The organism is Sulfitobacter sp., assembly GCF_036961165.1.
Lineage (GTDB): Bacteria > Pseudomonadota > Alphaproteobacteria > Rhodobacterales > Rhodobacteraceae > Sulfitobacter.
The window spans coordinates 1-22,914 of record NZ_JBALVJ010000042.1 but is presented as its reverse complement, the minus strand read 5'-3'; the positions used below and the strand labels follow the sequence as shown (position 1 = coordinate 22,914).

Annotated in this window: 23 protein-coding genes; 20 read left to right on the top strand and 3 right to left on the bottom strand. The window is 57.7% G+C overall.

Going from position 1 to position 22,914, the window contains the following annotated elements:
• The first annotated feature begins 14 nt into the window (after nt 1–14).
• From V7730_RS15750 to V7730_RS15705, 10 genes are all read left to right on the top strand, one after another.
• Nucleotides 15–986 (top strand): C45 family peptidase, encoded by a 972-nt coding sequence (locus tag V7730_RS15750; protein ID WP_335748555.1) that lies wholly within the window; start codon nt 15–17, stop codon nt 984–986.
• The gene (locus tag V7730_RS15745; RefSeq protein ID WP_335748554.1) at nt 986–2,089 is read left to right on the top strand and encodes a CaiB/BaiF CoA transferase family protein; all 1,104 of its coding nucleotides are present in this window, start codon (nt 986–988) and stop codon (nt 2,087–2,089) included. Before V7730_RS15750 ends, V7730_RS15745 begins: the two co-directional genes overlap by 1 nt.
• A 71-nt stretch (nt 2,090–2,160) precedes the next feature.
• A complete protein-coding gene (locus V7730_RS15740) occupies nt 2,161–2,805 on the top strand; it encodes a paraquat-inducible protein A (RefSeq protein WP_335748553.1) in 645 nt (214 codons plus the stop codon).
• Complete coding sequence (locus V7730_RS15735) at nt 2,772–3,422, top strand: paraquat-inducible protein A (RefSeq protein ID WP_335748552.1); 651 nt, start codon at nt 2,772–2,774, stop codon at nt 3,420–3,422. Before V7730_RS15740 ends, V7730_RS15735 begins: the two co-directional genes overlap by 34 nt.
• Nucleotides 3,415–5,499, top strand: a complete 2,085-nt coding sequence (locus tag V7730_RS15730; RefSeq protein ID WP_335748551.1) for an MlaD family protein — start codon at nt 3,415–3,417, stop codon at nt 5,497–5,499. Before V7730_RS15735 ends, V7730_RS15730 begins: the two co-directional genes overlap by 8 nt.
• Before the next feature lies 1 nt (nt 5,500).
• Complete coding sequence (locus V7730_RS15725) at nt 5,501–6,058, top strand: PqiC family protein (protein ID WP_335748550.1); 558 nt, start codon at nt 5,501–5,503, stop codon at nt 6,056–6,058.
• Nucleotides 6,059–6,104: 46 nt separating this feature from the next.
• Nucleotides 6,105–6,593, top strand: coding sequence for an SsrA-binding protein SmpB (smpB, locus tag V7730_RS15720; protein ID WP_335748549.1), 489 nt, complete (start codon nt 6,105–6,107; stop codon nt 6,591–6,593).
• A 224-nt stretch (nt 6,594–6,817) separates the two neighbouring features.
• Nucleotides 6,818–7,006: a hypothetical protein gene (locus V7730_RS15715; protein ID WP_335748548.1), complete on the top strand. Its 189-nt coding sequence runs from the start codon at nt 6,818–6,820 to the stop codon at nt 7,004–7,006.
• 92 nt (nt 7,007–7,098) lie between these two features.
• Nucleotides 7,099–7,953 (top strand): 3-mercaptopyruvate sulfurtransferase, encoded by an 855-nt coding sequence (gene sseA, locus V7730_RS15710; RefSeq protein ID WP_335748547.1) that lies wholly within the window; start codon nt 7,099–7,101, stop codon nt 7,951–7,953.
• Nucleotides 7,953–9,137: an amino acid aminotransferase gene (locus V7730_RS15705; protein WP_335748546.1), complete on the top strand. Its 1,185-nt coding sequence runs from the start codon at nt 7,953–7,955 to the stop codon at nt 9,135–9,137. The genes sseA and V7730_RS15705 overlap by 1 nt, the downstream gene beginning before the upstream one ends.
• Nucleotides 9,138–9,250: 113 nt before the next feature.
• On the opposite strand, the gene V7730_RS15700 is transcribed toward V7730_RS15705, so the two are convergent.
• On the bottom strand, nt 9,251–10,579 hold the full coding sequence (locus V7730_RS15700; RefSeq protein ID WP_335748545.1) for an ammonium transporter: 1,329 nt from the start codon (nt 10,577–10,579) through the stop codon (nt 9,251–9,253).
• A gap of 16 nt (nt 10,580–10,595) precedes the next feature.
• Nucleotides 10,596–10,934, bottom strand: coding sequence for a P-II family nitrogen regulator (locus tag V7730_RS15695; protein WP_335748544.1), 339 nt, complete (start codon nt 10,932–10,934; stop codon nt 10,596–10,598).
• A gap of 255 nt (nt 10,935–11,189) precedes the next feature.
• Here V7730_RS15695 and V7730_RS15690 point away from each other — a divergent pair, with 255 nt between their 5' ends.
• The 8 genes from V7730_RS15690 to V7730_RS15655 all read left to right on the top strand — a co-directional run bounded on the left by V7730_RS15690 (nt 11,190) and on the right by V7730_RS15655 (nt 20,306).
• Nucleotides 11,190–13,412 (top strand): transglycosylase domain-containing protein, encoded by a 2,223-nt coding sequence (locus V7730_RS15690; RefSeq protein WP_335748543.1) that lies wholly within the window; start codon nt 11,190–11,192, stop codon nt 13,410–13,412.
• Between the two features lie 167 nt (nt 13,413–13,579).
• A complete protein-coding gene (locus tag V7730_RS15685; RefSeq protein ID WP_335748542.1) occupies nt 13,580–15,316 on the top strand; it encodes a type I secretion system permease/ATPase in 1,737 nt (578 codons plus the stop codon).
• Entirely contained in the window at nt 15,313–16,617 is a 1,305-nt protein-coding gene (locus tag V7730_RS15680; protein ID WP_335748541.1) for an HlyD family type I secretion periplasmic adaptor subunit, read from the top strand. The genes V7730_RS15685 and V7730_RS15680 overlap by 4 nt, the downstream gene beginning before the upstream one ends.
• A 72-nt stretch (nt 16,618–16,689) precedes the next feature.
• Nucleotides 16,690–17,148, top strand: coding sequence for a RidA family protein (locus tag V7730_RS15675; protein ID WP_335748540.1), 459 nt, complete (start codon nt 16,690–16,692; stop codon nt 17,146–17,148).
• Nucleotides 17,145–17,915, top strand: a complete 771-nt coding sequence (locus tag V7730_RS15670) for a glycerophosphodiester phosphodiesterase family protein (protein ID WP_335748539.1) — start codon at nt 17,145–17,147, stop codon at nt 17,913–17,915. The genes V7730_RS15675 and V7730_RS15670 overlap by 4 nt, the downstream gene beginning before the upstream one ends.
• Before the next feature lie 54 nt (nt 17,916–17,969).
• Nucleotides 17,970–19,157: a GNAT family N-acetyltransferase gene (locus V7730_RS15665; protein ID WP_335748538.1), complete on the top strand. Its 1,188-nt coding sequence runs from the start codon at nt 17,970–17,972 to the stop codon at nt 19,155–19,157.
• Complete coding sequence (locus V7730_RS15660) at nt 19,154–19,444, top strand: 4a-hydroxytetrahydrobiopterin dehydratase (protein ID WP_335748537.1); 291 nt, start codon at nt 19,154–19,156, stop codon at nt 19,442–19,444. Before V7730_RS15665 ends, V7730_RS15660 begins: the two co-directional genes overlap by 4 nt.
• 4 nt (nt 19,445–19,448) lie before the next feature.
• Nucleotides 19,449–20,306, top strand: coding sequence for a mechanosensitive ion channel family protein (locus tag V7730_RS15655; RefSeq protein ID WP_335748536.1), 858 nt, complete (start codon nt 19,449–19,451; stop codon nt 20,304–20,306).
• A 75-nt stretch (nt 20,307–20,381) separates the two neighbouring features.
• Here V7730_RS15655 and V7730_RS15650 read toward each other — a convergent pair whose 3' ends face one another.
• Nucleotides 20,382–20,870, bottom strand: a complete 489-nt coding sequence (locus V7730_RS15650; protein WP_335748535.1) for a peroxiredoxin — start codon at nt 20,868–20,870, stop codon at nt 20,382–20,384.
• 89 nt (nt 20,871–20,959) lie between these two features.
• Here V7730_RS15650 and V7730_RS15645 point away from each other — a divergent pair, with 89 nt between their 5' ends.
• Together V7730_RS15645 and rsmD are read left to right on the top strand one after the other, a co-directional pair.
• Nucleotides 20,960–22,168, top strand: a complete 1,209-nt coding sequence (locus V7730_RS15645; RefSeq protein WP_335748534.1) for an NAD(P)/FAD-dependent oxidoreductase — start codon at nt 20,960–20,962, stop codon at nt 22,166–22,168.
• Entirely contained in the window at nt 22,165–22,716 is a 552-nt protein-coding gene (gene rsmD, locus V7730_RS15640; RefSeq protein WP_335748533.1) for a 16S rRNA (guanine(966)-N(2))-methyltransferase RsmD, read from the top strand. Before V7730_RS15645 ends, rsmD begins: the two co-directional genes overlap by 4 nt.
• Nucleotides 22,717–22,914 lie beyond the last annotated feature (198 nt).

Here is a 22,914-nt window from a genome sequence, read left to right as displayed (position 1 = left end):
TTAGAAAGGCCGCTATGTATTGGCGCGCGATCTCTGAGGATTTGCCCGGCCCCAAATGGGCCGGGCTTTTCCGCGAATATTGGTCCGACTATCGGGCGTGGTGGCTCAAAGAAGGTGAGACCGCCCGCCCGACCTATGCCGCAAGCCTGCGTGCGCTGCGGACCCATATGCCAGAGATGGTGCCGCTTTACGAAGAGCTGTGTGAGCTGGCGGGTGGCGGCGATCACGCGGCGCGCTTCCTGAGCTTTTATACGCCGCCGCCCTATCTGGCGAGCTGTTCTCAGGCTGTCTGGGCTGGCAAGCAGCCAGTGCTGGTACGTAATTACGACTATAACCCAAAGGCTTTTGACAGCCTCGTGTTGCGCACGCGGTGGATGGGGCGTGCCGTGATGGGTACCTCGGACGGGCTTTGGGGGCTGGTGGACGGCGTGAATGACAAGGGGCTATCAATCTCGCTTACCTTTGGCGGCAGGCGGGTCGTGGGGGAGGGGTTCGGCGTGCCGCTAATCCTGCGCTACGTCTTGCAAACCTGCGAAACCGCGCAAGAGGCAGGAGAGGTGCTGGCCCGCGTACCAACACACATGAGCTATAACGTCACCGTGCTGGACCGCAAACGCGACTACCTCACCGTAATGATGGCGCCTGACCGGCCCGCGATTATCACCCATGCGGCGGTGGCGACGAACCATCAGGAAAACGTCGAATGGATCAGCCACGCCCGCTTTACCGCCACGGTCGAGCGGGAGCGTTTCCTGCTTCAGCGGTTGCGGCTGCATCAGGATCCCGAAGAGAAATTCATCAACGCATTCATGCGCCCGCCGCTTTATTCGACGGCGTTTAGTCACGGGTTCGGCACGCTATATACGGCTGTTTACCGTCCCCGTAAAAAAGAGATGGAGCTGCGCTGGCCCGGTGTCGTCTGGTCTCTGTCGCTCAAGGATTTTGAAGAAGGCGCACGGGAAGTGATGCTGCCGGGAGTTGTATGATGACGGGACCGCTTGCTTCGTTGAAGATTGTTGAGTTTTCGGGCCTTGGGCCAGCGCCTTTGGCTGGGCAGTTGCTGGCTGATTTAGGCGCAGAGGTGATTACGGTGGACCGGAGAGCCGCGCCTGCCAACCCGACTGATATCAATCGGCGCGGCAAGAAATCTGTCGTGCTTGACCTCAAAAGCGACACGGGGCTGGCTGCGGCTCAGCGCCTGATCGCCGCCAGTGAAGTATTGATTGAAGGATTTCGCCCTGGCGTGATGGAGCGTTTGGGGTTGGGGCCTAATGCATGTCCCGAACGGTTGATCTACGCGCGGATGACCGGCTGGGGGCAGGACGGACCGCTGGCGCAAACGGCTGGGCATGATATCAACTACCTCGCGCTGACTGGTGCGCTGCATGCGATGGGCAATGCGGACCGCGCGCCGGTACCACCGCTCAATCTGGTGGCGGACTATGGCGGTGGCACGATGTTTCTGCTGTTGGGTATTCTAAGCGCGGTGATCGAACGGGGCGTTTCAGGCAAGGGCCAAGTCGTTGATGCTGCCATGGTTGACGGCGTTCCTGCGATGATGGGCTTGATCCACGCCATGTTGGCGCAAGGTAAATGGAGCGAAGCGCGCGGCACAAACTGGCTGGATGGCGGCGCACCGTTCTACCGCTGCTATACCTGCGCCTGTGGGGGGTATGTTTCGGTCGGTGCGTTAGAGCCGCAGTTTCACGCGCTGCTGCTGGAGAATGCCGGTCTGCCGGCCGAGCATCAGGCAAGCCAGAATGAAACCGCCCATTGGCCCGAGCGGCATGCGCTTTATGCAAAAGCCTTTGCGCAGCGCAGGAGGGATGAGTGGTCGGAAACCTTTGCGGGTAGTGATGCTTGCGTGGCCCCTGTGCTAACGTTTTCGGAAGCGCAGTTTCATCCGCATATGGCCGAAAGGGGCACGTTTATTACGTCGGGTGGCGTGATGCAGGCCGCCCCCGCGCCTCGGTTCAGTCGCAGTGCTGCGGGCGCGCCCAACCCACCGAGTGCCGTTGGCGCTGAAACCGATGCGGTGCTTGAGGGCCTTGGTTATAGCGCCGCTGAAAGGCGCGCCATCACAGGCTGAGCAGTTGTTGCAAACCTGCCATGGCGGTAAATGACAGTGTCCCCTGCTATAAATAGCGCTATATGTGCCTGATGCATGACGCCGTTGATCTTTCCCATGCATCGCTGGAAGAGCTAATTGTCTGCCCTGTGTGCGATGCGACCTACCAGCTTGAGCGTCCTGGCAACGGTGAGCGCGCCGTGTGCTCGCGTTGCCACAAGGTGCTGATCGCGCCACGCCGCAAGGCTGGGATGCAGATCATTGCCGTTGCGGTGGCGGTGGTGGTGCTGATCACCGCAGCTAGCGTCTTTCCCTTCTTGCAGATCTCGGCGGCGGGGCGGAGCAATTCAGTCTCGATCATTGACGCGGCGCTGTCCTTCACCGAAGGGCCGCTGTTGGTGCTGGCGCTGATGACGGCAGGCTTCATCCTGTTTGTGCCTCTGCTGCGGATGCTGTTGACGGTGTATGTGCTTGTACCTGTTGTGCTGGATCGCCCGCCCGCGCGCCATGCGATCTCTGCCTTCCGCCTGTCCGAGGCGATGCGCCCGTGGTCCATGGCTGAGATTTTTGCGCTTGGTTGTGCGGTCGCGCTGGTGAAAGTTGCGGACTTAGCGACGGTTAGTTTTGGTCCTGCGTTCTGGATGTTTGGCGTTTTGGTGGTTCTGGTTATCGGACAGGACAGTTTTATGTGTAAGTGGTCTGTATGGAAATCTCTGGAACATCCCAAAGGACAGTGACCGCCCGTGAGGCGGGGCTTGTCGCGTGCACCCGTTGCGGGCGCGCATGGCCGTTGGGAACAGCGGACTGTGGGCGCTGTGGCGCGCGCCTTGTTTCGCGCGACAAGAATAGCTTGCAGCGGGTTTGGGCGCTGTGGCTTGTCGGGTTGATGTGCTATTTTCCGGCCAACTTGTACCCGATGCTGCGCACCCGCCAGCTGTTTTCAGTGGATGAAAGCACCATCATCGGCGGCGCGGTTGATCTGGCCCATCACGGTGCTTACGGGATCGCGGCGATCATTCTGGTGGCTTCTGTTGTGATTCCGCTTGGGAAATTCTGGGCCATCGCGTTTTTGGCTGTCAGCGTCCGTCAATCGCGCGGCTTTGCCTCGCACCGGCGCTTGCTGATGTATGAAGTGGTCGAGTACATCGGGCGCTGGTCCATGATCGATATCTTTGTCGTTGCCATTTTGTCGGCTCTGGTGCAACTCAAGGGCCTTGCAACGATCACTCCGGGCCCTGCGGCGTTTTTCTTTGCTCTATCGGTGATTTTTACCATGTTGTCTGCTCAGGCATTCGACCCGCGCATGATTTGGGATGCGCAACCCAATGACAACGAGGCTTCAGATAATGGCTAACACTCCTCCTCCTGTTGAGATCACGACAGTGCGCCAAAGCGTGCTTTCTGGGGCATCCTTCATCTGGATTATTCCGCTTCTGGCACTTGTGGTCGCCTTTGGCGTGGCATGGCAGTCATACTCGGCGCGTGGACCGGTCATCATCGTTAAATTTACTGACGGGTCTGGAATTTCGGCTGGTGAGACAAAGCTCAAATATCGCGACATCGAAGTGGGTAAAGTCGAAGAGGTGGGCTTTGGTGAGGGGTTGGAGCAAGTTGAAGTTCATATTCGCTTGCACAAGGACATCGCGCCCTACGTCGACGCAAGCTCGGTCTTCTGGATCGTGCAACCCGAAGTGACTGCACAAGGCGTTAGCGGGCTGAGCACAGTCCTAAGCGGTGTCTACATCGAAGGCTCTTGGGACAGTGAAATCGGTGTGGCGGCAAGCACGTTCAAAGGTTCGGATGTGGCTCCTTTGATCCAGCCGGGTAAAAGCGGTTTGCAGATCGCCTTCCGCTCCACGGCAAACGGATCGCTGACCGATAACGCGCCAATCCTGTTTCGCGGTATTCAGGTGGGGCAGGTGGGTCGCGCCCAAATTTCGCGCAGTGGCGCCTATGCCATCACCGAAGGGTTGATCTACGAAGAGCATCGCAACCTGATCAGCTCGGCCACGCGTTTTTGGGATACATCGGGGTTCAGTTTCTCCGTTGGCCCGTCCGGCGCCGAGATCGACTTTTCATCGCTGGCAACACTGGTCGGCGGTGGGATCACCTTTGACACCTTTGTGTCAGGCGGCGGCCCCGCGCAAGACGGTGAAGTTTTCGAGGTTTTCGAAGACAAGGAAACCGCACGCACCAGTCTTTTCACCAGTTCCGAAGTTGATCCGCTTCGGATTAGCGTGATTTTCGATGAGAACATTTCCGGCCTTGCCGTAGGCGCATCGGTGGAGCTGAGCGGTTTCCGCATCGGTTCGGTCGAAAGCCTGTCGGGCATCGTGGACTTTAACCAGTTTGGCGACAGCCGTGTGCGGTTGAATGTGGTGCTGTCGATCCAGCCTGCGCGCCTTGGCCTTCCGGGTGACGTGTCGGCGGCCGCAGCCCTGAGCCTGTTGCAGGATCGGGTTGCGAACGGCCTGCGTGCGCGGCTGGCCTCTGCCAGTCTACTGACAGGTGGGCTTAAGGTCGAGATGGTAGAGGTGCCTGATGCGGACCCTGCGAGGCTGAGTGCAACAGGTATTGATATGCCCGTCATGCAGACCACCAAGAGCGAGACGTCGGATGCGGCGGCGACTGTGGAAGGTGTGTTCACGCGGATCAACAACCTGCCCATCGAAGAGCTGCTGAACAGTGCGATCAACGTCATGAACTCGGCCGAATTGCTGATGTCCAACGACGATCTGCAAAAAGTCCCCGCCGACGTGAGCACTCTGCTGAGCGATCTGTCAGGGATCGTAACCTCGGATGACGTCAAGAATATTCCGGTGGCGCTGAATGCAACACTCACTCGGGTTGAGGGGTTGGTCGCCGAGCTGGAGAAGCAGCGCATCGCTGAGACATTGGGTAAAACGCTCACTGCAGCTGCGGATGCTGCCGAAGCGGTTACTTCTTCGGTCGAAGGGGTGCCGGAGCTGATTACGGACATTCAGACTGTCGCGTCCAAGGCTGCATCACTTGAGTTTGATGTTCTAATTCAGGAACTGACCTCGCTCACCAGCTCGGCTGAGGCACTGGTGAGCAGCCCGGAGACGGCGCAATTACCAGTGGCGTTGTCAGGTGCCTTGGATCAACTGAACGCTACCCTGCGCGAGTTGCGCGAAGGGGGCGCGGTGGAGAACGTGAACCAAACGCTGGCCTCGGCGCGCAATGCTGCGGATAGTATAGCCGTTTCGTCCAGAGATCTGCCGCAGGTGATCGACCGCCTCAATGCGCTTTTCGTGCAGGCGGGTCGCACCATCGAAGGCTATGATCGCGGCGACGAGCTAAGCCGTTCTGTCGAAGCAACGCTGCGCGACATTCAACAAGCTGCCGGCGCGCTGGAGAAACTGGCGCGCACAATCGAACGTAATCCTAATTCTCTGCTGCTGGGAAGATAACATGACACTGATCAAACCACTTGCCGCCGCTGCCGCGCTGGCTTTCTTGGCCGCTTGCGGCACGCCGGACCGTATTGCGGTGCAACTGCCCGCCATTTCCGAAACAGTGCGCATTGAATATCGTTCGGTTGAGGTGAAGGACGTTTCTTTGCCCAGCTACGCCTCGGCCGATGAGATTGCCCAGCAGGCGCCGGACGGCACGTTGATCACATCTAAGGTGCTATGGGCAGATTCGCCTGATCGGGCTGTCGGGCTTGAGCTGAGCCGGAACCTTGCAAGGCTGACGCGCGCGCGCATCGCGTCAGAGCCGTGGCCGTTCGAGGAAGCGGCGGCGGCCACGCTGGACGTCCGGTTTACCGATCTGGTTGCTGGAACGGATGGGATTTTCCGGGTAACGGGTCAGTATTTTGTAGGGGTATACGAGGGCCGCGAGCGTTCGGGTCTTTTTGATCTTAGCCTAGCCTATGACGCCAAGGGCGGTCCTGCTGCCATCGCGCAGGCACGGGGCCAGATTATCCTTGATCTAGCGAAATATCTGGCACGTGAAGGGCTGCGTTGAGGTCATGCCCTTGCGTGAAGGCCATTAGCGCCCTACATCGCTGTTCATGGCACAGGTAAAATTATCATCGAAGTCCGACCCTAACTATAAGGTCATCGCAGAAAATCGCCGTGCGCGGTTTGATTATGCGATCGAGGATGATGTGGAATGTGGCATCATGCTTGAGGGTTCCGAGGTGAAGTCCCTGCGCATGGGCGGCTCCAACATCGCGGAAAGCTATGCTGCGGTGGAAGATGGTGAGCTGTGGTTAGTGAACAGCTATATCGCGCCCTACAAGCAGGCTAAAACCTTCGGCCATGAAGAACGCCGCCGCCGCAAACTTCTGGTAAGCCGCAAGCAATTGGCAGAGATGTGGAACGCGACCCAGCGCAAGGGGATGACCCTTGTCCCGATGGTGATGTATTTCAACCATCGTGGCATGGCGAAGATTAAGATCGGCATCGCCAAGGGTAAGAAGCTGCACGACAAGCGTGAAGACGCAGCCAAGCGCGATTGGTCTCGCCAGAAATCCCGCCTGCTTAAGGACCACGGCTGAGAGGCCTAGCTGCTAATTCCCCGTAACCGATTGACGAGCTCGTGATAGCGTTTGTTCATTCTTGGTTAGCCGCACCGAGGACATTTTGGAAATTTTGCGGTGCAGGGAATATAACATGGAACTTTTGATTGGCCTGATTTCGGGTGCCTTGGGCGGTAACGTCACGGGCAAAGCAATTGGTGGTACTAATCAAGGCACCAATTGGTGGTATTAATCAAGGCACATTGATTAACTCTATTTCGGGTATCGTAGGTGGTGGCCTCGGCGGCACGATCCTCGGTATGGTAACTGGTGCGGGCGCCGCAACTGGCGGTCTGGACATTGGTTCGATCATTACACAAGTAGCTGGTGGTGGTATCGGCGGCGGTGCCGTTCTGGCCGTGGTCAGCATGATCCGCAACAAGTTGGACTAAATTGCCTTTTGGGGCGGGTGGCAAATGCCTCCTGCCCTTGCCAGACTCACCCCAGACAGCTAGGCAAAGTAAACACTTGTCAGGGGCACGAAATGGCGGAAGATCCTAAAACGCTGGTCTCAACCGAATGGTTGGCGAAACATCTAAAAGATCCTGATCTTCGGGTTATTGATTCGTCTTGGTATCTGCCCACGGAAGAACGCGATCCGAAGGCCGAATATGACGCAACTCATATCCCGGGTGCGCGGTTCTTTGATATTGATGAAATCTCTGACGCGCGATCCAGCTTGCCGCATATGGCGCCGCCGGTTGAGAAATTTATGTCGCGCATGCGTGCGATGGGCGTGGGTGACGGACACCAGATTGTTGTTTATGACGGCGCTGGAATCATGTCGGCGCCCCGCGTGTGGTGGCTGTTTAGGCTGATGGGCCACGAGAACGTTGCCGTTCTGGATGGCGGTTTTCCCAAGTGGCTTGCTGAAGAACGTCCGACAGAAGATATGCCACCTATCCCGCGTGATCGTCACATGACCGTTCGCTTCCAAAACCATCTGGTGCGGGATGTTACGCAGGTGGCGCATGCGTCAAAACTGGGCGCTCCGCAGATTGTGGATGCCCGTGCGGCCGCACGTTTCCGTGGAGAAGCGCCGGACCCGCGCGAAGGCTTGCGCGCGGGTCACATCCCGAAGTCGCGAAATGTGCCATTCGGTTCTTTGCTCAATGCCGACCAGACTATGAAAACCCCCGATGAAACCCGCGCTATATTCGAGGCCGCGGGTGTTGATCTGGGTAAGCCTGTTATCACGTCGTGCGGGTCTGGTGTGACAGCGGCGGTTCTGGCGTTGGCCTTGGAACGATTGGGGCACCATGACTGGGCCCTTTATGATGGATCATGGGCCGAGTGGGGGATGTTCCCGACCGTGCCAATCGCAACCGGAGATGCGTAATGTTTGAGACCCTGAAGCAGCAGCCTGCTGATAAAATTCTTGCCCTGATGCAGTTGTACAAGGAAGACCCGCGCGACACCAAAATTGACCTTGGTGTCGGGGTTTACAAGGATGCGACTGGCCTCACGCCAGTGATGCGTGCGATCAAGGCGGCAGAGCACCAGCTTTGGGAAACGCAGGACAGCAAGGTTTATACCGGTCTGGCGGGTGATCCAGCCTTTGGTGACGCGATGATTGATCTGGTGCTGGCTGGTGCCGTGCCCCGCGCGAATATCGCAGCAGCGGCGACGCCGGGTGGCACAGGGGCCTGTCGTCAGACTTTTGAGTTGATTCAAATGGCGAACCCCGATGCGCGGGTGTTTGTCTCTAATCCGACGTGGCCAAACCACATTTCTATGTTGGGGTATCTGGGCGTTGAAGTGGTGCATTACCGTTATTTCGACGAGGAAACGTGCGGTGTAGATTTTGATGGTCTGATCGCGGATCTCAAGACAGCCAAGAAGGGCGATGTGGTTCTTCTGCATGGCTGCTGCCACAACCCGACAGGCGCGAACCTTAATAGTGCCGAATGGGACGAAGTGATCAAGGTCCTGCTTGAGACCGGTGCAACCCCGATGATCGACATTGCCTATCAGGGTTTTGGCGAGGGATTGGACGAGGATGCCGCAGCCACGCGCAAAGTGGCCGCTGCGGTGCCAGAGTGCATCATTGCTGCGAGCTGTTCTAAGAATTTCGGTATCTACCGTGAGCGGACAGGCCTGCTCATGGTCGTGAGCGCTAATGCGGGCGCGCAGGCGCTCAATCAGGGGACGCTGGCCTATCTTAATCGCCAGAACTTCAGCTTCCCGCCGGACCACGGTGCGCGTCTGGTCACAATGATCCTGAATGATCCGGCCCTGCGCGCGGATTGGCAGACCGAGCTTGAGGTTGTGCGCCAATCCATGCTGGGTCTGCGCAGCCAGTTGGCGGCCGAATTGCAGCGTTTTTCCGGCTCTGACCGCTTCGGTTTTCTGGCGCAGCACCGTGGCATGTTCTCGCGTCTGGGCACGTCGCCCGAGATGGTAGAGAAACTGCGGGTTGAGCACGGCATTTACATGGTGGGCGACAGCCGGATGAACATTGCGGGGCTTAACGCCCAGACCGTTCCAATCCTTGCCAAAGCGATTGTCGACGCGGGTATCTAAGCCTTCCACATCTCTGAATAGCAAAAAGCCCCGTATCAACTGATGCGGGGCTTTTCATTTCCAGCAGTTTGCGCGGCCCACCGAGGAGAAGATCGGGGGCCGCGCAGTTGGTGTTACCCGCGTGTGAACTCGGGGTAGGCTTCCATGCCCAGCTCGGATGTGTCGAGACCCATGATCTCGGCTTCTTCGCTGACGCGGATGCCGACAGTTGCTTTCAGGATGAACCAGACCGCACCGGAGACGACGAAGGTGAAGATACCGACAACCAGGATGGAGTAGAGTTGCGTGCCGAGGCTTGCGTCACCGTTGGTGAGAACAACCGCGATGGTGCCCCAGATGCCGCAGAAAAGGTGCACAGGGATTGCACCGACAACATCGTCGATCTTCAGTTTATCGAGGAATGGTACCGCGAAGACCACGATCGCGCCGCCGATGCCACCGATCAGGGTCGCCATGCCAAGTGTTGGCGTCAGCGGCTCTGCGGTGATGGACACAAGGCCCGCCAGTGCGCCGTTCAGGATCATTGTGAGGTCAGGCTTTTTGTAGAGAACCTGCGTCAGGATCAGGGCGACAACAGCACCACCAGCCGCACCGGCATTTGTGTTGGCAAAGATGCGGGACACGTCTGCGATATCACCGATGGAACCCATCGCCAGCTGTGAGCCGCCGTTAAAGCCGAACCAGCCGAGCCACAGGATGAACATACCCAGTGTCGCCAGTGCAAGGTTGGAGCCGGGCATAGGGTTTACGCGGCCATCTTTGTACTTGCCGATACGCGGTCCGAGGATCAGCGCGCCTGCCAGAGCGGCCCAGCCACCAACGGAGTGCACGACAGTGGAGCCTGCGAAATCAAGGAAGCCCATTTGGTCAAGGAAGCCACCGCCCCATTTCCAGGATGCTTGCAGCGGATAGATGATGCCTGTCAGGACGATTACGAAGAACAGGAAGGGCCACAGTTTGATCCGCTCGGCCAATGCGCCGGAAACGATCGAGGCTGTCGCCGCACAGAACATCAACTGGAAGAAGAAGTCGGAACCGGTGGACGCGTAAGCGCTATCGTCAACACCGGCCATATCAACGCCAACCGCTTCGAGAACACCAACGCCGAACACTCCGGAGAGGACGCCTTCAATGGACCATGTGCCCAATGGGTACATCAGGTTATAGCCGAACGCCCAATAGGCGATCGTGGCTATAGAGAAGAGTGCGACGTTTTTCGTCATCTGCATGGTCACGTTCTTGGAACGCACCAGACCGCCTTCGAGCATGGCAAAGCCTGCAGCCATGAAGAAAACCAGAAAGCCGCCGATCAGGAACAGCAGCGTGTTCATGATCCAGACCATCTCGGCGGTGACTGCTGCGGTTTCGGCATCTTGGGCTAGCGCAAAAGTCGGCAGCAGGGCAGCGGCGCCGGCGACTGGAATGAAAGATTTAATATTCATCGTATCGTCCTTTAGTTTACAGAGCGTCTTCGCCGGTTTCACCTGTGCGCACGCGCACGGCCTGCTCGACATCGAGCACAAAGATTTTGCCGTCACCGATCTTGCCGGTCTGGGCTGTCTTGCTGATGACTTCGACCATCTGGTCCGCCACGCTGTCTGAGACGACAAGCTCCAGCTTTACTTTCGGTACAAAGTTCACGACGTATTCCGCGCCGCGATAGATTTCGGTATGACCTGACTGCGCGCCGAACCCTTTAATCTCTGTGACCATCAGTCCGCGTACACCCGCATCTGTCAGCGCTTCGCGGACTTCTTCGAGTTTGAACGGTTTGATCGTGGCAATGATGAGTTTCACCTAATTGTCCCCTCTTGGTTCGCAGGCTATCCTGCTAAATGCAGTTGCAGGAAACCGGATTAGGTTGGTCGAAGGGAAGCTGATGCAGGTATGTGTCTTGCCGTTTTGGGGTTGAATGGTTAAAAAATGAGCATATTTTACTTTATGCTTAAAAAGTAGGCGTAAATATGAGGCTCTGGGGCGGATCAAATGCTAAACAATCCGGCCCGAGCGGTCTAAGGTGCCGCAAAACAATAGGCGAGCAGGCCAGATTCCATGAGTGATTCACCAAAGCGCAGAAGCCCGTTGGTTGCTGACAAACGATATGGTCGTAAATCGACCACGACGAAGGTGGCTGCGAAGCCAAAGGCCAAGGCAAAGAAGCCCCGCAAAGCGCCGCGCCAGCGTCGTGGTGGCATTCTGGGTTTGTTGAGCGCGCTAGTGCGGTGGTTTTTCCGACTGATTTGGGTGACCGTCTCGCGCAGCGTGCTGCTTGGCTTTGCGGTGCTGGCACTGATTGTGGGCTATTTCTATACCACCTTGCCACCAGTCGAAGAGCTTTTGGACGGTCGTGCCAAGGGCTCGGTCACGATGTTGGACAATAACAACGAAGTCTATGCGTGGCGTGGCGACCAATTTGGTGGTGCAGTAACTGCAGAGAAAGTCTCACCCCACCTCAAGAACGCAGTCATCGCGACCGAAGATAAACGGTTCTACAAGCACTTCGGCCTCAGTCCGCGTGGTATTGCCTCAGCGGTGCGCATCAACCTGAGCGAAGGGCGCGGGCCGCTGTCCGGTCACGGGGGCTCAACCATCACCCAGCAGACCGCTAAGCTGTTGTGTCTCGGAGAGCCGTTCGACCCGAGTGCCGGTAAAACAGAGGCCGAGTATGAGGCCGAGTGCCGTCGCGGATCGCTCAAGCGTAAGGCCAAGGAGGCGGTCTATGCTATGGCGATGGAGGCGAAGTACTCCAAGAATGAGATCCTATCGATCTATCTGAACCGCGCGTATATGGGCGGCGGGGCATATGGTGCCGAAGCTGCGGCGCAGCGGTTCTTCGGAAAGTCTGCGGCCACTCTTGATCCAGCAGAAGCCGCGACGATTGCTGGTTTGTTGACGGCACCAAGCATCTTGTCGCCAACCTCAAACCTTGAGCGTTCGCGCAATCGGGCCGCGATCGTGCTGCGCTTGATGAAAGAGCAGGGGTATCTGTCGGACGAAGAGGAAGCTGTTGCACAGGCCAGCCCGGCAGAGCTGTCTGACGCGGCAGAGGCGCGCGCAGGCGGGTATTTCGCGGATTGGGTCATGTCGACAGGACCCGAGTTCTTTACCCGCAATACCACCGAGGATGTAATTATCCGGACAACGCTGGACCCTCGCATGCAGCGCGCAGCCGTGGCTGGATTGAACTGGATTTTCGAAAATAAGGTCAGCGAAGGCTCCAAAGCGCAAGCCGCTATTGTGGTGATGAGCGCGGATGGCGCCGTGCGGGCGATGGTAGGCGGACGTAAAACCAAAGTGTCAGGTGCGTTCAACCGGGCGACCCAAGCGCTGCGCCAGACAGGTTCGGCGTTCAAGCCGTTCGTCTATGCGGCGGCTCTCGACCTTGGTTATTCGCCAAACGATTTGGTCGATGACAGTCCTTACTGTGTTTACACGCCCGGATCGGGAGAGTGGTGCCCGAAGAACTACACCAACCTCTTTGTCGGTCAAACGACGATGACGAATGCTTTGGCGCAGTCGTTGAATATTCCGGCGGTGAAGATTTCGGAATCCGTAGGCCGCGAAACGGTCAGTGCGGTTGCCTCGCAATTCGGCATCAAGAATGATCTGGCCGCTGGCCCCGCGCTGGCGCTAGGCGCGTCAGAGAGCACCCTGATCGAGATGACGGGTGCCTTTGCTGGTATCCTCAACGGCGGTTCGTCTGTGACGCCATACGGGCTGGTTGACCTGACGTTGCGCGGCGATTCAGAGCCCTTGATGGGCACCGGTGGCGGCATTGGGGAACGCGTTATTCAGGAAAGCGCCGCAAGGCAGCTCATTTACATGATGGAGAAAGTCGTCTCCGAAGGCACTGGCCAACGCGCGCAATTTGGCGGTCGTCAGCTTGCTGGTAAAACGGGCACCACATCGGCCGCCAAAGACGCGTGGTTTATCGGGTTCTCTGCTGACTATGTTGCAGGAGTCTGGATGGGGTATGATGACAACACGCCCCTAAAGGGTGTGACAGGCGGCGGGCTGCCTGCCGAAATCTGGCGCGAAGTTATGACGCGTGTGCATGAGGGGGTGCCCTTGAAGCCGCTGCCCATGGCTGAACCTGCACCGGCGCAAGTGGTCTTTCAGGGTGACGTGAACGAGATAGCTCCGATTGGAGATACTTCCCGTTCCCAGCAGAAACAGCGCCCAACCAATATTATCGATCAGGTTCTGCAAGATATCTTTGGTGTAGGCAGCAACGGAGGCAGCGGGTCATCAGGTTCCCAAGGGAGGGACAGGTGAGCCGCGCGGCGCAAGCGGTGCTGTCCGGGCAAAGCATGATGCGCAGATTCGGACCCATTGGTTTTTTGACGAGTGTGATTACATAAACCCATATAGAATAATATTATTTGCCCGACGGTTACGGGATTAATTTGATTGGCCGCTGAGCGGTTCTCGGAAAGGTATCGATGCAGACGGATGTACTCAAACGCGGACGTGAAGAGCTTCGGCAGGTCCGCAAACGCAGTCGCACGCTTTATTGGACGGTTGGGCTGTTTTCAGCCTTTGCAAACCTTCTTATGCTGACCGGTCCGATCTATATGCTGCAGGTATATGACCGGGTTCTGGGCTCTGGCAGTCTAGAGACTCTGGTCGCGCTATCGCTACTGGTATTGTTCCTCTACGGTGTCATGGGGGTTCTCGACTATACCCGTGGACGGATCATGGCGCGGGTCGGCGCGCGGTTTCAGGATGATCTGGATCGGCGGGTGTTTGACGCGGTTGTGCGCAAATCGGCAGTGGCACCGGATGCCAAGACAAACGGCAGCCTCGGTGATCTGGAGGCGGTGCAGCGCCTGATTACTTCACCGGTGTTGATGGCCGCCTTTGACCTGCCTTGGACGCCGATTTTCTTTGCGGGCATTTTTGTTTTCCACGTCTATTTGGGTTATCTTGCGCTTGTCGGCGCGGCTGTTCTGATCGCGATAACGATAGCGAATCAATATCTGTCACGCGGTGCGCAGGCTCGCGCAGCGATTGCGGGTCAGCAGGCCGGCAGCATGGCTGACCAGATCCGTACCGAGGCGGAAATGGTCCAGGCGATGGGTATGCGCAACGCAGCCTTTACCCGCTGGCAAAAAGCGCGCAGCGAAGCGCTCGCTGGGCAGGTGGTCGCAACGGACGTGGGCGGCACATTTACCTCAATGACCAAAACGATCCGCTTGTTCCTGCAGTCTGCAATGTTGGGGATGGGCGCCTATCTGGTCTTGCAGAACGAGATGACACCAGGCGCAATGATTGCAGGTTCAATCCTGTTGGGTCGCGCGCTGGCGCCAGTCGAGATGGCATTGAACCAATGGCCCTTGGTCCAGCGTGGCGCGACTGGCTGGAACAATCTGACAGAACTGTTGGGCGCGGTGTCGGCTGAAGGTCCGCGCACGGAGCTGCCCAAGCCGCAGGCAAGGTTGGTTGCGAAGAACCTGACCGTTGTACCACCGGGCGAAAAACAGGCCTCACTGAAATCTGTTTCGTTTATTGTAGAGCCGGGGCAGGCAGTCGGGGTGATTGGTCCGTCCGGTGCGGGCAAGTCCACTCTGGCGCGTACGTTAACGGGCGTTTGGCGTCCGGCGGGCGGATCGGTTCGTCTGGATGGTGCCGCGCTTGAACACTACGGCAGCGAAACATTGGGCCGGCACATCGGCTATCTGCCGCAGCGCGTGTCGCTGTTTGATGGCACGATCGCGCAGAATATTGCGCGTTTGGCAGATACGCCGGATGATGCAAAGGTTGTCGCCGCCGCGAAGATGGCCGCTGCGCATGAGATGATCCTTGAACTGCCCGACGGATATGACACCATGATCCTCTCCGGTCAGGTGCGGCTGTCAGGCGGGCAGATGCAGCGGATCGGCCTTGCAAGGGCGCTCTATGATGATCCGGTTATTCTGGTGCTTGATGAGCCGAACTCGAATCTGGACAACACGGGTTCTCAGGCGCTCAATCAGGCGATCAGGGGGATGAAGGCTACGGGGCGCTCTGTGCTGATCATGGCTCACCGACCTGCCGCTATTCAGGAGTGTGACACGCTCTTAGTGCTGGACGGCGGTGTGCGGATGGCCTTCGGTCCGAAGGATGAAGTGCTTAAAGAGATGGTAAAGAACCATCAGGAAATTCAAAAAGCACCTAAAGGTGAAGGCGGCGTAACATGAGCACTACCAAAAAATGGAGCGCTACCCGCCCTGTATTGATCGGGTTTCTTGGGCTTGCTGTGCTGGTCGGAGGTTTCGGTGCGTGGTCCGTTATGTCCAACATCGCGGGCGCTATTGTTGCATCTGGCCGTATCGAAGTGGATCGCAACCGTCAGGTTGTCCAGCATGACACGGGTGGCACAATCGCGGAAATTCTGGTGGATGAGGGGGATCTGGTTAAGGCTGGTGATCTGTTGTTGCAGCTTGATCCCGAGCAATCCCGCTCAGAGTTGACCCTGATCGAAGGGCAACTGTTTGAACTAATGGCGCGGCGGGGCCGTCTTGAGGCGCAGCGCGACGAGACCGACACCGTCGCATTCCCAAAAGCGCTGATACTGGCAAGCACGATAAACGCGGATGCTCTGGAACTGATGGACGGTCAGCGCAATCTCTTTGATGCGCGCCGTGACAGTGTCGACCGCGAGATTGAACAATTGGGCAAACAGCGCAACCAGATCGAGGACCAGATAAAGGGCATACGCGCGCAGGAAACGTCGCTTGCCGCACAGTTGGAACTGATTGAGCCGCAGTTGGTGAACCAGCAAAAGCTATTGGATGACGGTTTGGCGCAGGCGGCGTCGGTGCTGCGTTTGCAGCAGGAGAAGGCGAGCCTGACTGGTGAAATTGGCCGTCTCATCGCCGCGCGTGCGCAGGCTGAGGGCCGGATCACAGAGATCGAGATCGTCGAGTTGAAGCTGGGCACATCGGGACGTGAAGAAGCGATCACACAGTTGCGCGAAATTCGCTACCGCGAGCTTTCTTTGGTCGAGCAACGCCGTGCGCTGCTCTCACAGATCGACCGGTTGGATATCCGCGCGCCTGTCTCTGGCATTGTCTATTCCATGCAGGTCACCACGCCCCGCTCGGTGATCCGTGCCGCAGAGCCGCTGATGTTTCTGGTTCCACAAGACCGCCCGCTGGTGATTGCGGCACAAGTCATGCCGACCAATGTTGATGAAATCTCGGTCGGGCAGGAAGTGAACTTGCGACTGTCTTCGCTTGATCAACGGACGACGCCTGAACTTAAAGGTCGCGTGATGCTCATCTCGGCTGACGCGCTGACAGATGAGGTTACGGGTGGCAGCTATTTCCGGGCCGAGATCACGCTATCGCCGGGTGAGATGGAACGGCTTCCCAAAGGAACGATCCTGCTGCCCGGTATGCCAGTGGATGCATTCATCAAAACCGGTGATCGCTCGCCTCTGACATACCTGCTCAAGCCGGTGACAGATTATTTCATCAAGTCGTGGCGCGAAAGCTGATACAGGGTCTTTCGCAGAGCGATCAACGGCGCTAGCGTCTGCGCAACTCAACCGATCAAAAGGAATATCATCATGAGCATCGAACAACGCTTGACCGATCTGGGGATCACCCTGCCAGACGCCGCGGCACCTGCGGCCAACTATGTGCCCTTCGTACAGGTTGGGAACACGCTGTATGTGTCAGGCCAGATTTCGCGCAACGACGGCGGGTTGATCACGGGCGTTCTGGGCGATGATATGAGTGTTGAGGACGGCGCTGCTGCCGCCAAAACCTGCGCGTTGCAATTGCTCGCTCAGGTCAAAGCGGCCTGTGGCGGCGATCTTGGTCGACTCAAGCAGGTTGTTAAGCTGACTGGCTTTGTGAATTCGACCAAAGAATTCACCGACCAACCAAAGGTGGTCAACGGGTGCTCCGATTTTCTGGTTGAGGCATTGGGCGATGTCGGTCGTCACGCACGCTCAGCCGTCTCTGCGGGTGCTTTGCCTCTGGGCGTCGCTGTCGAAATCGAAGGCATCTTCGAAATATCATGACGACGCCGATACTGCCCCGCAGCTTTGCCACCGTACCGTTGGCGCATCGCGCGTTGCATGATGTCACAGATGGTCGGCCTGAAAACTCCCGCGCGGCTATCCGCGCGGCGATTGAGGCTGGGTATGGCATTGAGATAGATGTGCAGCTTAGCGGCGATGGCGCGGCGATGGTGTTTCACGACTACCATCTCGAGCGTCTGACCGAAAAGCAGGGCGCGGTGCAACTGTTCAACTCGGATGAACTGAAGGCCACTGCCCTGCGCGGTGGCAACGAAGGCATCCCGGATCTGCCTGAGGTATTGGCGCTGGTCGCCGGGAAGGTGCCGTTGCTGATCGAGCTGAAAGATCAGGATGGCGCGATGGGTGCCTCGGTGGGGGCGTTGGAGCGTGCGACCGCTGACGCCTTGGCCGGCTACGTCGGAGAGATCGCCGTCATGTCGTTCAATCCACATTCCGTGGCCGCGATGCAGGTGTTGGTCCCTCACGTCCCGCGCGGGCTGACAACTTCGGCCTATCTGCCGGAGGATTGGCCGCTATCCGAAGCCGTCTGCGCGGAACTGCGCGCTATTCCCGATTATGACCGTGTAGGCGCGTCTTTCATCAGCCATGAGGTGACCGATCTGGATCGGCCGAGAGTGGCGGAGCTTAAGGCTGCCGGTGCTATGATCTGTTGTTGGACTGTCCGCAGTGCCGAACAAGAGGCGCAAGCGCGGCAGGTGGCCGATAACATCACGTTCGAGAAGTACCACGCCGCATTGGGCGCTTGAACATCCTTTCGCGCGTGCCACCTTTAAGGGCGGAGCAGCAACAGGAATATCCACATGAACGCCCAAGAGGTAGAGATCAGGATCATTGGATCGCTGTCAGAGATTGACGCTGCTGAATGGGATGCCTGCGCCTGTCCCGAAGCTGTGGACGGTGGGCGTCCGAATGACCCGTTTACCACGCACCGGTTTTTGAAGGCGCTGGAGGACAGCGGGAGCGTCGGTCCCGGCACGGGGTGGCAACCGCAGTACCTGACGGCCCGTATCGAGGGCCAGATTGTCGCGGTCGCCCCGCTTTATGCCAAGTCCCACAGTCAGGGTGAATACATTTTTGACCACTCTTGGGCCCATGCCTATGAGCAGGCGGGTGGACGATATTACCCCAAGTTGCAGATCGCGGTCCCGCATACCCCCGCCACGGGGCGGCGTTTCTTGACCCGACCGGGGTTTGAAAATGCGGGCTTTGGCGCCTTGGTTCAGGGGGCGGTGCAATTGACAGAGAACAACGGCCTCAGTTCACTCCACGTGACGTTCTGTACCACTGAGGAGGCGGCCCGCGCGCAAGAATTCGGTCTGATGGCGCGCAAGAGCCAGCAGTTCCATTGGCGCAATCAAGGCTATCCTGATTTTAACGCGTTTCTGGACACGCTCAGTTCGCGCAAGCGCAAGAATATGCGTAAGGAACGCGCGACGGCACAAGCTTTCGGCGGCACCATTGAGACATTCACCGGCGATGATCTGCGCCCTGAGCACTGGGACGCCTTCTGGGTCTTTTATCAGGATACAGGGGCGCGCAAATGGGGCCAGCCTTACCTGACGCGGCGCTTTTTCGACATCGCTCAAGACGTGCTGCGCGATGACATGGCGCTGGTGCTGGCGCAGCGCGAGGGCCGCTGGGTTGCCGGTGCTATGAACTTTATCGGCGCTGATAAGTTGTACGGCAGGTATTGGGGCTGCATTGAGCACCATTCATGCCTGCATTTTGAGTTGTGCTACTATCAGGCCATAGATATCGCGATTGCGATGGGGCTGGGAACAGTGGAGGCAGGCGCTCAGGGCGAACATAAGCTGGCGCGTGGCTATCTGCCGACGCCTACGTGGTCGCTGCATTGGATGCGTGATCCGGGTTTTGCGCGAGCTGTGGGTGACTATCTGGAGGCAGAGCGCGCCGCGGTAGAAGAAGAAATAGAGGTGCTGACCGAGTACGGCCCCTTCAAAAGAACAGAAGTTGAGGAACAAGAATGACAGAAAAATTAAGTGCAGAGACCCGCGGGGCGCTATTGAACCCGTTGTTGACCAACGGCTGGGCCATGGTCGAAGACCGGGACGCGATTGTTAAGACATTTAAGTTTAACGATTTCGCCGATGCCTTTGGCTGGATGACTCGGGCGGCATTCTGGGCAGAAAAATGGGATCACCATCCCGAGTGGCAGAACACTTACAACAAGGTCACGGTAACGCTGACTACGCATGACGTAGACGGGCTGAGCGCCCTTGACGCGAAACTGGCACGCAAGATGGACGGACTGTGAGACGATGGAAACTTTCGACAATTTAATGCAGACTGAAATCTGGAACGGCAAAACCTTTGCAGATCTACTGACCATCGAATTTCTCGCATCAGCTGCTGGTTCGGTATTGGGTGCTGTGGCGATCCTGTTTATCGGCTGGATGATATCCGCATGGCTACAACGGCGGATTATTCGACTTAGCAAAAAGAATCGGCATCTGGATGACATGCTGTTCGAGTTTTTGGCCTCGATCGTGCGCTATGTCGTGATGGGCTTCACCGTCCTGTTCGTGCTTAATACGTTCGGTGTGCAGACAACATCTGTTGTGGCAGTGATCGGTGCGGCAGGTCTGGCAATTGGTTTGGCGCTGCAAGGTACACTGTCCAACGTTGCGGCGGGTGTCATGCTCATCTTGTTCCGTCCTATCAAGATTGGCGATTTTGTCGAAGTCGCAGATGTGATGGGCACAGTGAAAGCGATCAATCTCAATTTTACTGAACTGGCTAATCTTAGCAATGTTCAGGTGATCGTGCCGAACTCCGAAGTCTGGGGAAACATCATCACGAACTACTCAATCAACGACACACGTCGTGCCGAGTGGACGTTTGGTGTTGGCTATGGGGCGAACCTCAAACAAGCCGAAGAGATTATCCGCGAAACAATTATGGCAGATGCGCGCGCGCATGCAGACCCTGAACCGTTCATTCAGGTCACAAATCTTGGTGATAGCTCGGTTGATTTTCTGGTGCGTGTCTGGTGCGATGCATCCGAGTATTTCGCCTTCCGCGCAGATATGACCCGCAAGGTCAAAGAAGCGTTGGACACAGCTGGTGTGGATATCCCGTTCCCGACACGGACGATTTATCAGGCAAAAGCTGGCTAAGGCCGCCACCGGAACTTACGGAGATAATTTCGGTTAATGTAAAAAGGGCCGCATTAACTGCGGCCCTTTATCGTTCTACATGTTGTCGAGAAGGCTTTCACCACCGGAGATGTCGCAAACGCCGGAGTTCTCTTCCGGCTGGAATAGCGTTACCTTGTTGTCTTCAACCAGCATCGCGTACCGCTTGGAGCGGGCCACAAGGCCGACAGGGGCGGCGTCAAAGTCCATACCCAAAGCTTTGGTGAATTCGGAGGATGCATCGGCCAGCATCGTGATACCGGCTTCAGTCGCGCCAGTCGCTTCGCCCCATGCCTGCATCACGAAGGGATCGTTGCAGGAGACGCAGATGATTTCGTCTACGCCTTTGGCGTCAAACTGACCTTTGGTCCGCACAAAGCTGGGCACGTGCGCTGAGTGGCATGTAGGCGTAAACGCACCGGGGACAGCAAACACCACAACCTTACGGCCTTTGGTCTTGTCGCTCATTTTGACTGGCATGGGGCCTTCGGCACCCATCTGTACCAGCGTGGCGTCGGGCAGTGTGTCACCTTGTGAAATCGGCATTTGCTCACCTTTCATGTGATTGCGTTTGTCCTTATCGCAGATATAGGGTCTGGAAACGGGCAGGGCCAGTGCTTCAAGGGAGATTATCCATGCGCCATATCGTAGTTGTCGGAGCGGGGCAGGCAGGGTCTTCTTGTGTGGTCAAATTGCGCATTGCCGGATTTGACGGAAAGATCACGCTGATCGGCGCAGAGCCGCAGCCGCCTTACCAACGGCCTCCGCTGTCTAAGGCCTATTTGATGGGGGACATGGCGCTTGAGCGACTGTATCTGCGCCCCCTGAGTTTCTACGCCGAGCAGGGGATCGATCTGATGCTGGATGCGCAGGTGGATGCGATTGATACGGCCAATAAGCAAATCGCTGTGAACGGCGGCATGTTGACTTATGATAATCTTGTGTTGGTCACAGGTTCGGTTCCCCACCGGCTGCCTGCGGCTATCGGCGGCGCGTTGAACGATGTGCATGTGGTGCGCGGTCTTGCTGATGTGGATGCGATGGCGCCGCGCTTTGTCACGGGCGCGCGTGTGTTGATCGTTGGTGGTGGATACATCGGGCTTGAGGCGGCTTCGGTCGCGGCCAAGTTGGGGCTGGACGTGACATTGGTCGAAATGGCACCCCGCATCTTGCAGCGGGTCGCCGCGCCGGAGACTTCGGAATTTTTCCGCAACCTGCATAAAAGCCACGGCGTTGACTTGCGTGAGGGTGTCGGGCTGGAGCGGTTGACGGGCGAAGGGGCCGTGAGCGGCGCTGTCCTGACCGACGGAACCGAACTGGAAGTCGATTTTGTTATCGTTGGCGTGGGCGTGGCACCGGCCACTGCGCTGGCCGAGGCGGCGGGGATTGCCTTGGATAATGGTATCGCCGTTGATGCGCAGGGGCGAACCAGTGTGCCGCATGTCTGGGCGGCCGGCGATTGCGCCTCCTTCCCGTATCGCGGCAACCGGATCAGGCTAGAGAGCGTGCCAAACGCGATCGAGCAGGCCGAAGTTGTCGCGGAAAACCTGATGGGCGCGGAAAAAGACTATGTCGCGAAGCCGTGGTTCTGGTCGGACCAGTATGACGTTAAACTGCAGATTGCCGGATTGAACACAGGCTACGATAGGGTGGTGACACGCGGCGCCGCGCCGGGGCCCGTGTCATTCTGGTACTATCTGGGTGAGACATTGCTGGCCGTGGATGCCGCCAATGATCCGCGCGGATATATGGTTGGCAAACGGCTGATCGAAAGCGGCAAGTCACCAGCTGCTGAAGTGGTGGTAGATGCGGAAACTGACCTAAAAGCGTTGTTGAAAACGTGAGGATTATATCCGGCAAATTTCGCGCGACTAAACTGGCCGAAGTGGGCGCGGGCGATGCGGTAGCGCATTTGCGCCCCACCTCTGACCGCGTGCGCGAAAGCCTGTTTTCCATGCTGACACACCTGAACGTTATCAATGGCGCGCGGGTGCTGGATCTGTTTGCAGGGACCGGCGCGTTGGGGCTTGAGGCGCTGTCGCGCGGTGCGCGTGAGGTGGTGTTCGTCGAAAACGGTCGCGCGGCACAAAAGCTCATTGGCGAGAATGTCAAAAAACTACGTGTGGAAGAGTACGTTCACCTGATGCGCAGTAATGCCATTACGCTGGGCGTGTGGAACGCGGCCCCGTTCGACCTGGTTTTCCTTGATCCCCCCTATGGTAAGGGCATCGGGCAGCAGGCTCTGGCTGCGGCGCTGAAGGGGGGCTGGCTGGCTCAGGGGGCGACCGTTGTCTGGGAAGAAAGCACGCCAATGGATGCACCGGACGGGTTCACTCGGATCGATCGCCGCAAATTTGGCGATACGCATGTGACCCTTTTGACCAGCGATTGAGGTTGCCAGAGCGGCCAGTTTTCGATCCGTTGGGAGTGACCATTCACATCGTTTCCCCAGAGCGCGCAATATCCGTCGATCCACCGCTCGTTGATCAGCTGAAGCAGGAGCGTGTTGAGATAACGGCTACGGCTGCGGCCTTCTGGACCTGTCGCGGTTTGATGCCGCTCCTTTGATAGCATTTACGGCAACAAAGGA

Coding starts and splice junctions, on each gene's coding strand:
- V7730_RS15750 (WP_335748555.1), top strand. CDS start 15: ATGTATTGGCGCGCGATCTCTGAGGATTTGCCCGGCCCCAAATGGGCC.
- V7730_RS15745 (WP_335748554.1), top strand. CDS start 986: ATGACGGGACCGCTTGCTTCGTTGAAGATTGTTGAGTTTTCGGGCCTT.
- V7730_RS15740 (WP_335748553.1), top strand. CDS start 2,161: ATGCATGACGCCGTTGATCTTTCCCATGCATCGCTGGAAGAGCTAATT.
- V7730_RS15735 (WP_335748552.1), top strand. CDS start 2,772: ATGGAAATCTCTGGAACATCCCAAAGGACAGTGACCGCCCGTGAGGCG.
- V7730_RS15730 (WP_335748551.1), top strand. CDS start 3,415: ATGGCTAACACTCCTCCTCCTGTTGAGATCACGACAGTGCGCCAAAGC.
- V7730_RS15725 (WP_335748550.1), top strand. CDS start 5,501: ATGACACTGATCAAACCACTTGCCGCCGCTGCCGCGCTGGCTTTCTTG.
- smpB (WP_335748549.1), top strand. CDS start 6,105: ATGGCACAGGTAAAATTATCATCGAAGTCCGACCCTAACTATAAGGTC.
- sseA (WP_335748547.1), top strand. CDS start 7,099: ATGGCGGAAGATCCTAAAACGCTGGTCTCAACCGAATGGTTGGCGAAA.
- V7730_RS15705 (WP_335748546.1), top strand. CDS start 7,953: ATGTTTGAGACCCTGAAGCAGCAGCCTGCTGATAAAATTCTTGCCCTG.
- V7730_RS15700 (WP_335748545.1), bottom strand. CDS start 10,579: ATGAATATTAAATCTTTCATTCCAGTCGCCGGCGCCGCTGCCCTGCTG.
- V7730_RS15690 (WP_335748543.1), top strand. CDS start 11,190: ATGAGTGATTCACCAAAGCGCAGAAGCCCGTTGGTTGCTGACAAACGA.
- V7730_RS15685 (WP_335748542.1), top strand. CDS start 13,580: ATGCAGACGGATGTACTCAAACGCGGACGTGAAGAGCTTCGGCAGGTC.
- V7730_RS15680 (WP_335748541.1), top strand. CDS start 15,313: ATGAGCACTACCAAAAAATGGAGCGCTACCCGCCCTGTATTGATCGGG.
- V7730_RS15675 (WP_335748540.1), top strand. CDS start 16,690: ATGAGCATCGAACAACGCTTGACCGATCTGGGGATCACCCTGCCAGAC.
- V7730_RS15670 (WP_335748539.1), top strand. CDS start 17,145: ATGACGACGCCGATACTGCCCCGCAGCTTTGCCACCGTACCGTTGGCG.
- V7730_RS15665 (WP_335748538.1), top strand. CDS start 17,970: ATGAACGCCCAAGAGGTAGAGATCAGGATCATTGGATCGCTGTCAGAG.
- V7730_RS15660 (WP_335748537.1), top strand. CDS start 19,154: ATGACAGAAAAATTAAGTGCAGAGACCCGCGGGGCGCTATTGAACCCG.
- V7730_RS15655 (WP_335748536.1), top strand. CDS start 19,449: ATGGAAACTTTCGACAATTTAATGCAGACTGAAATCTGGAACGGCAAA.
- V7730_RS15650 (WP_335748535.1), bottom strand. CDS start 20,870: ATGCCGATTTCACAAGGTGACACACTGCCCGACGCCACGCTGGTACAG.
- V7730_RS15645 (WP_335748534.1), top strand. CDS start 20,960: ATGCGCCATATCGTAGTTGTCGGAGCGGGGCAGGCAGGGTCTTCTTGT.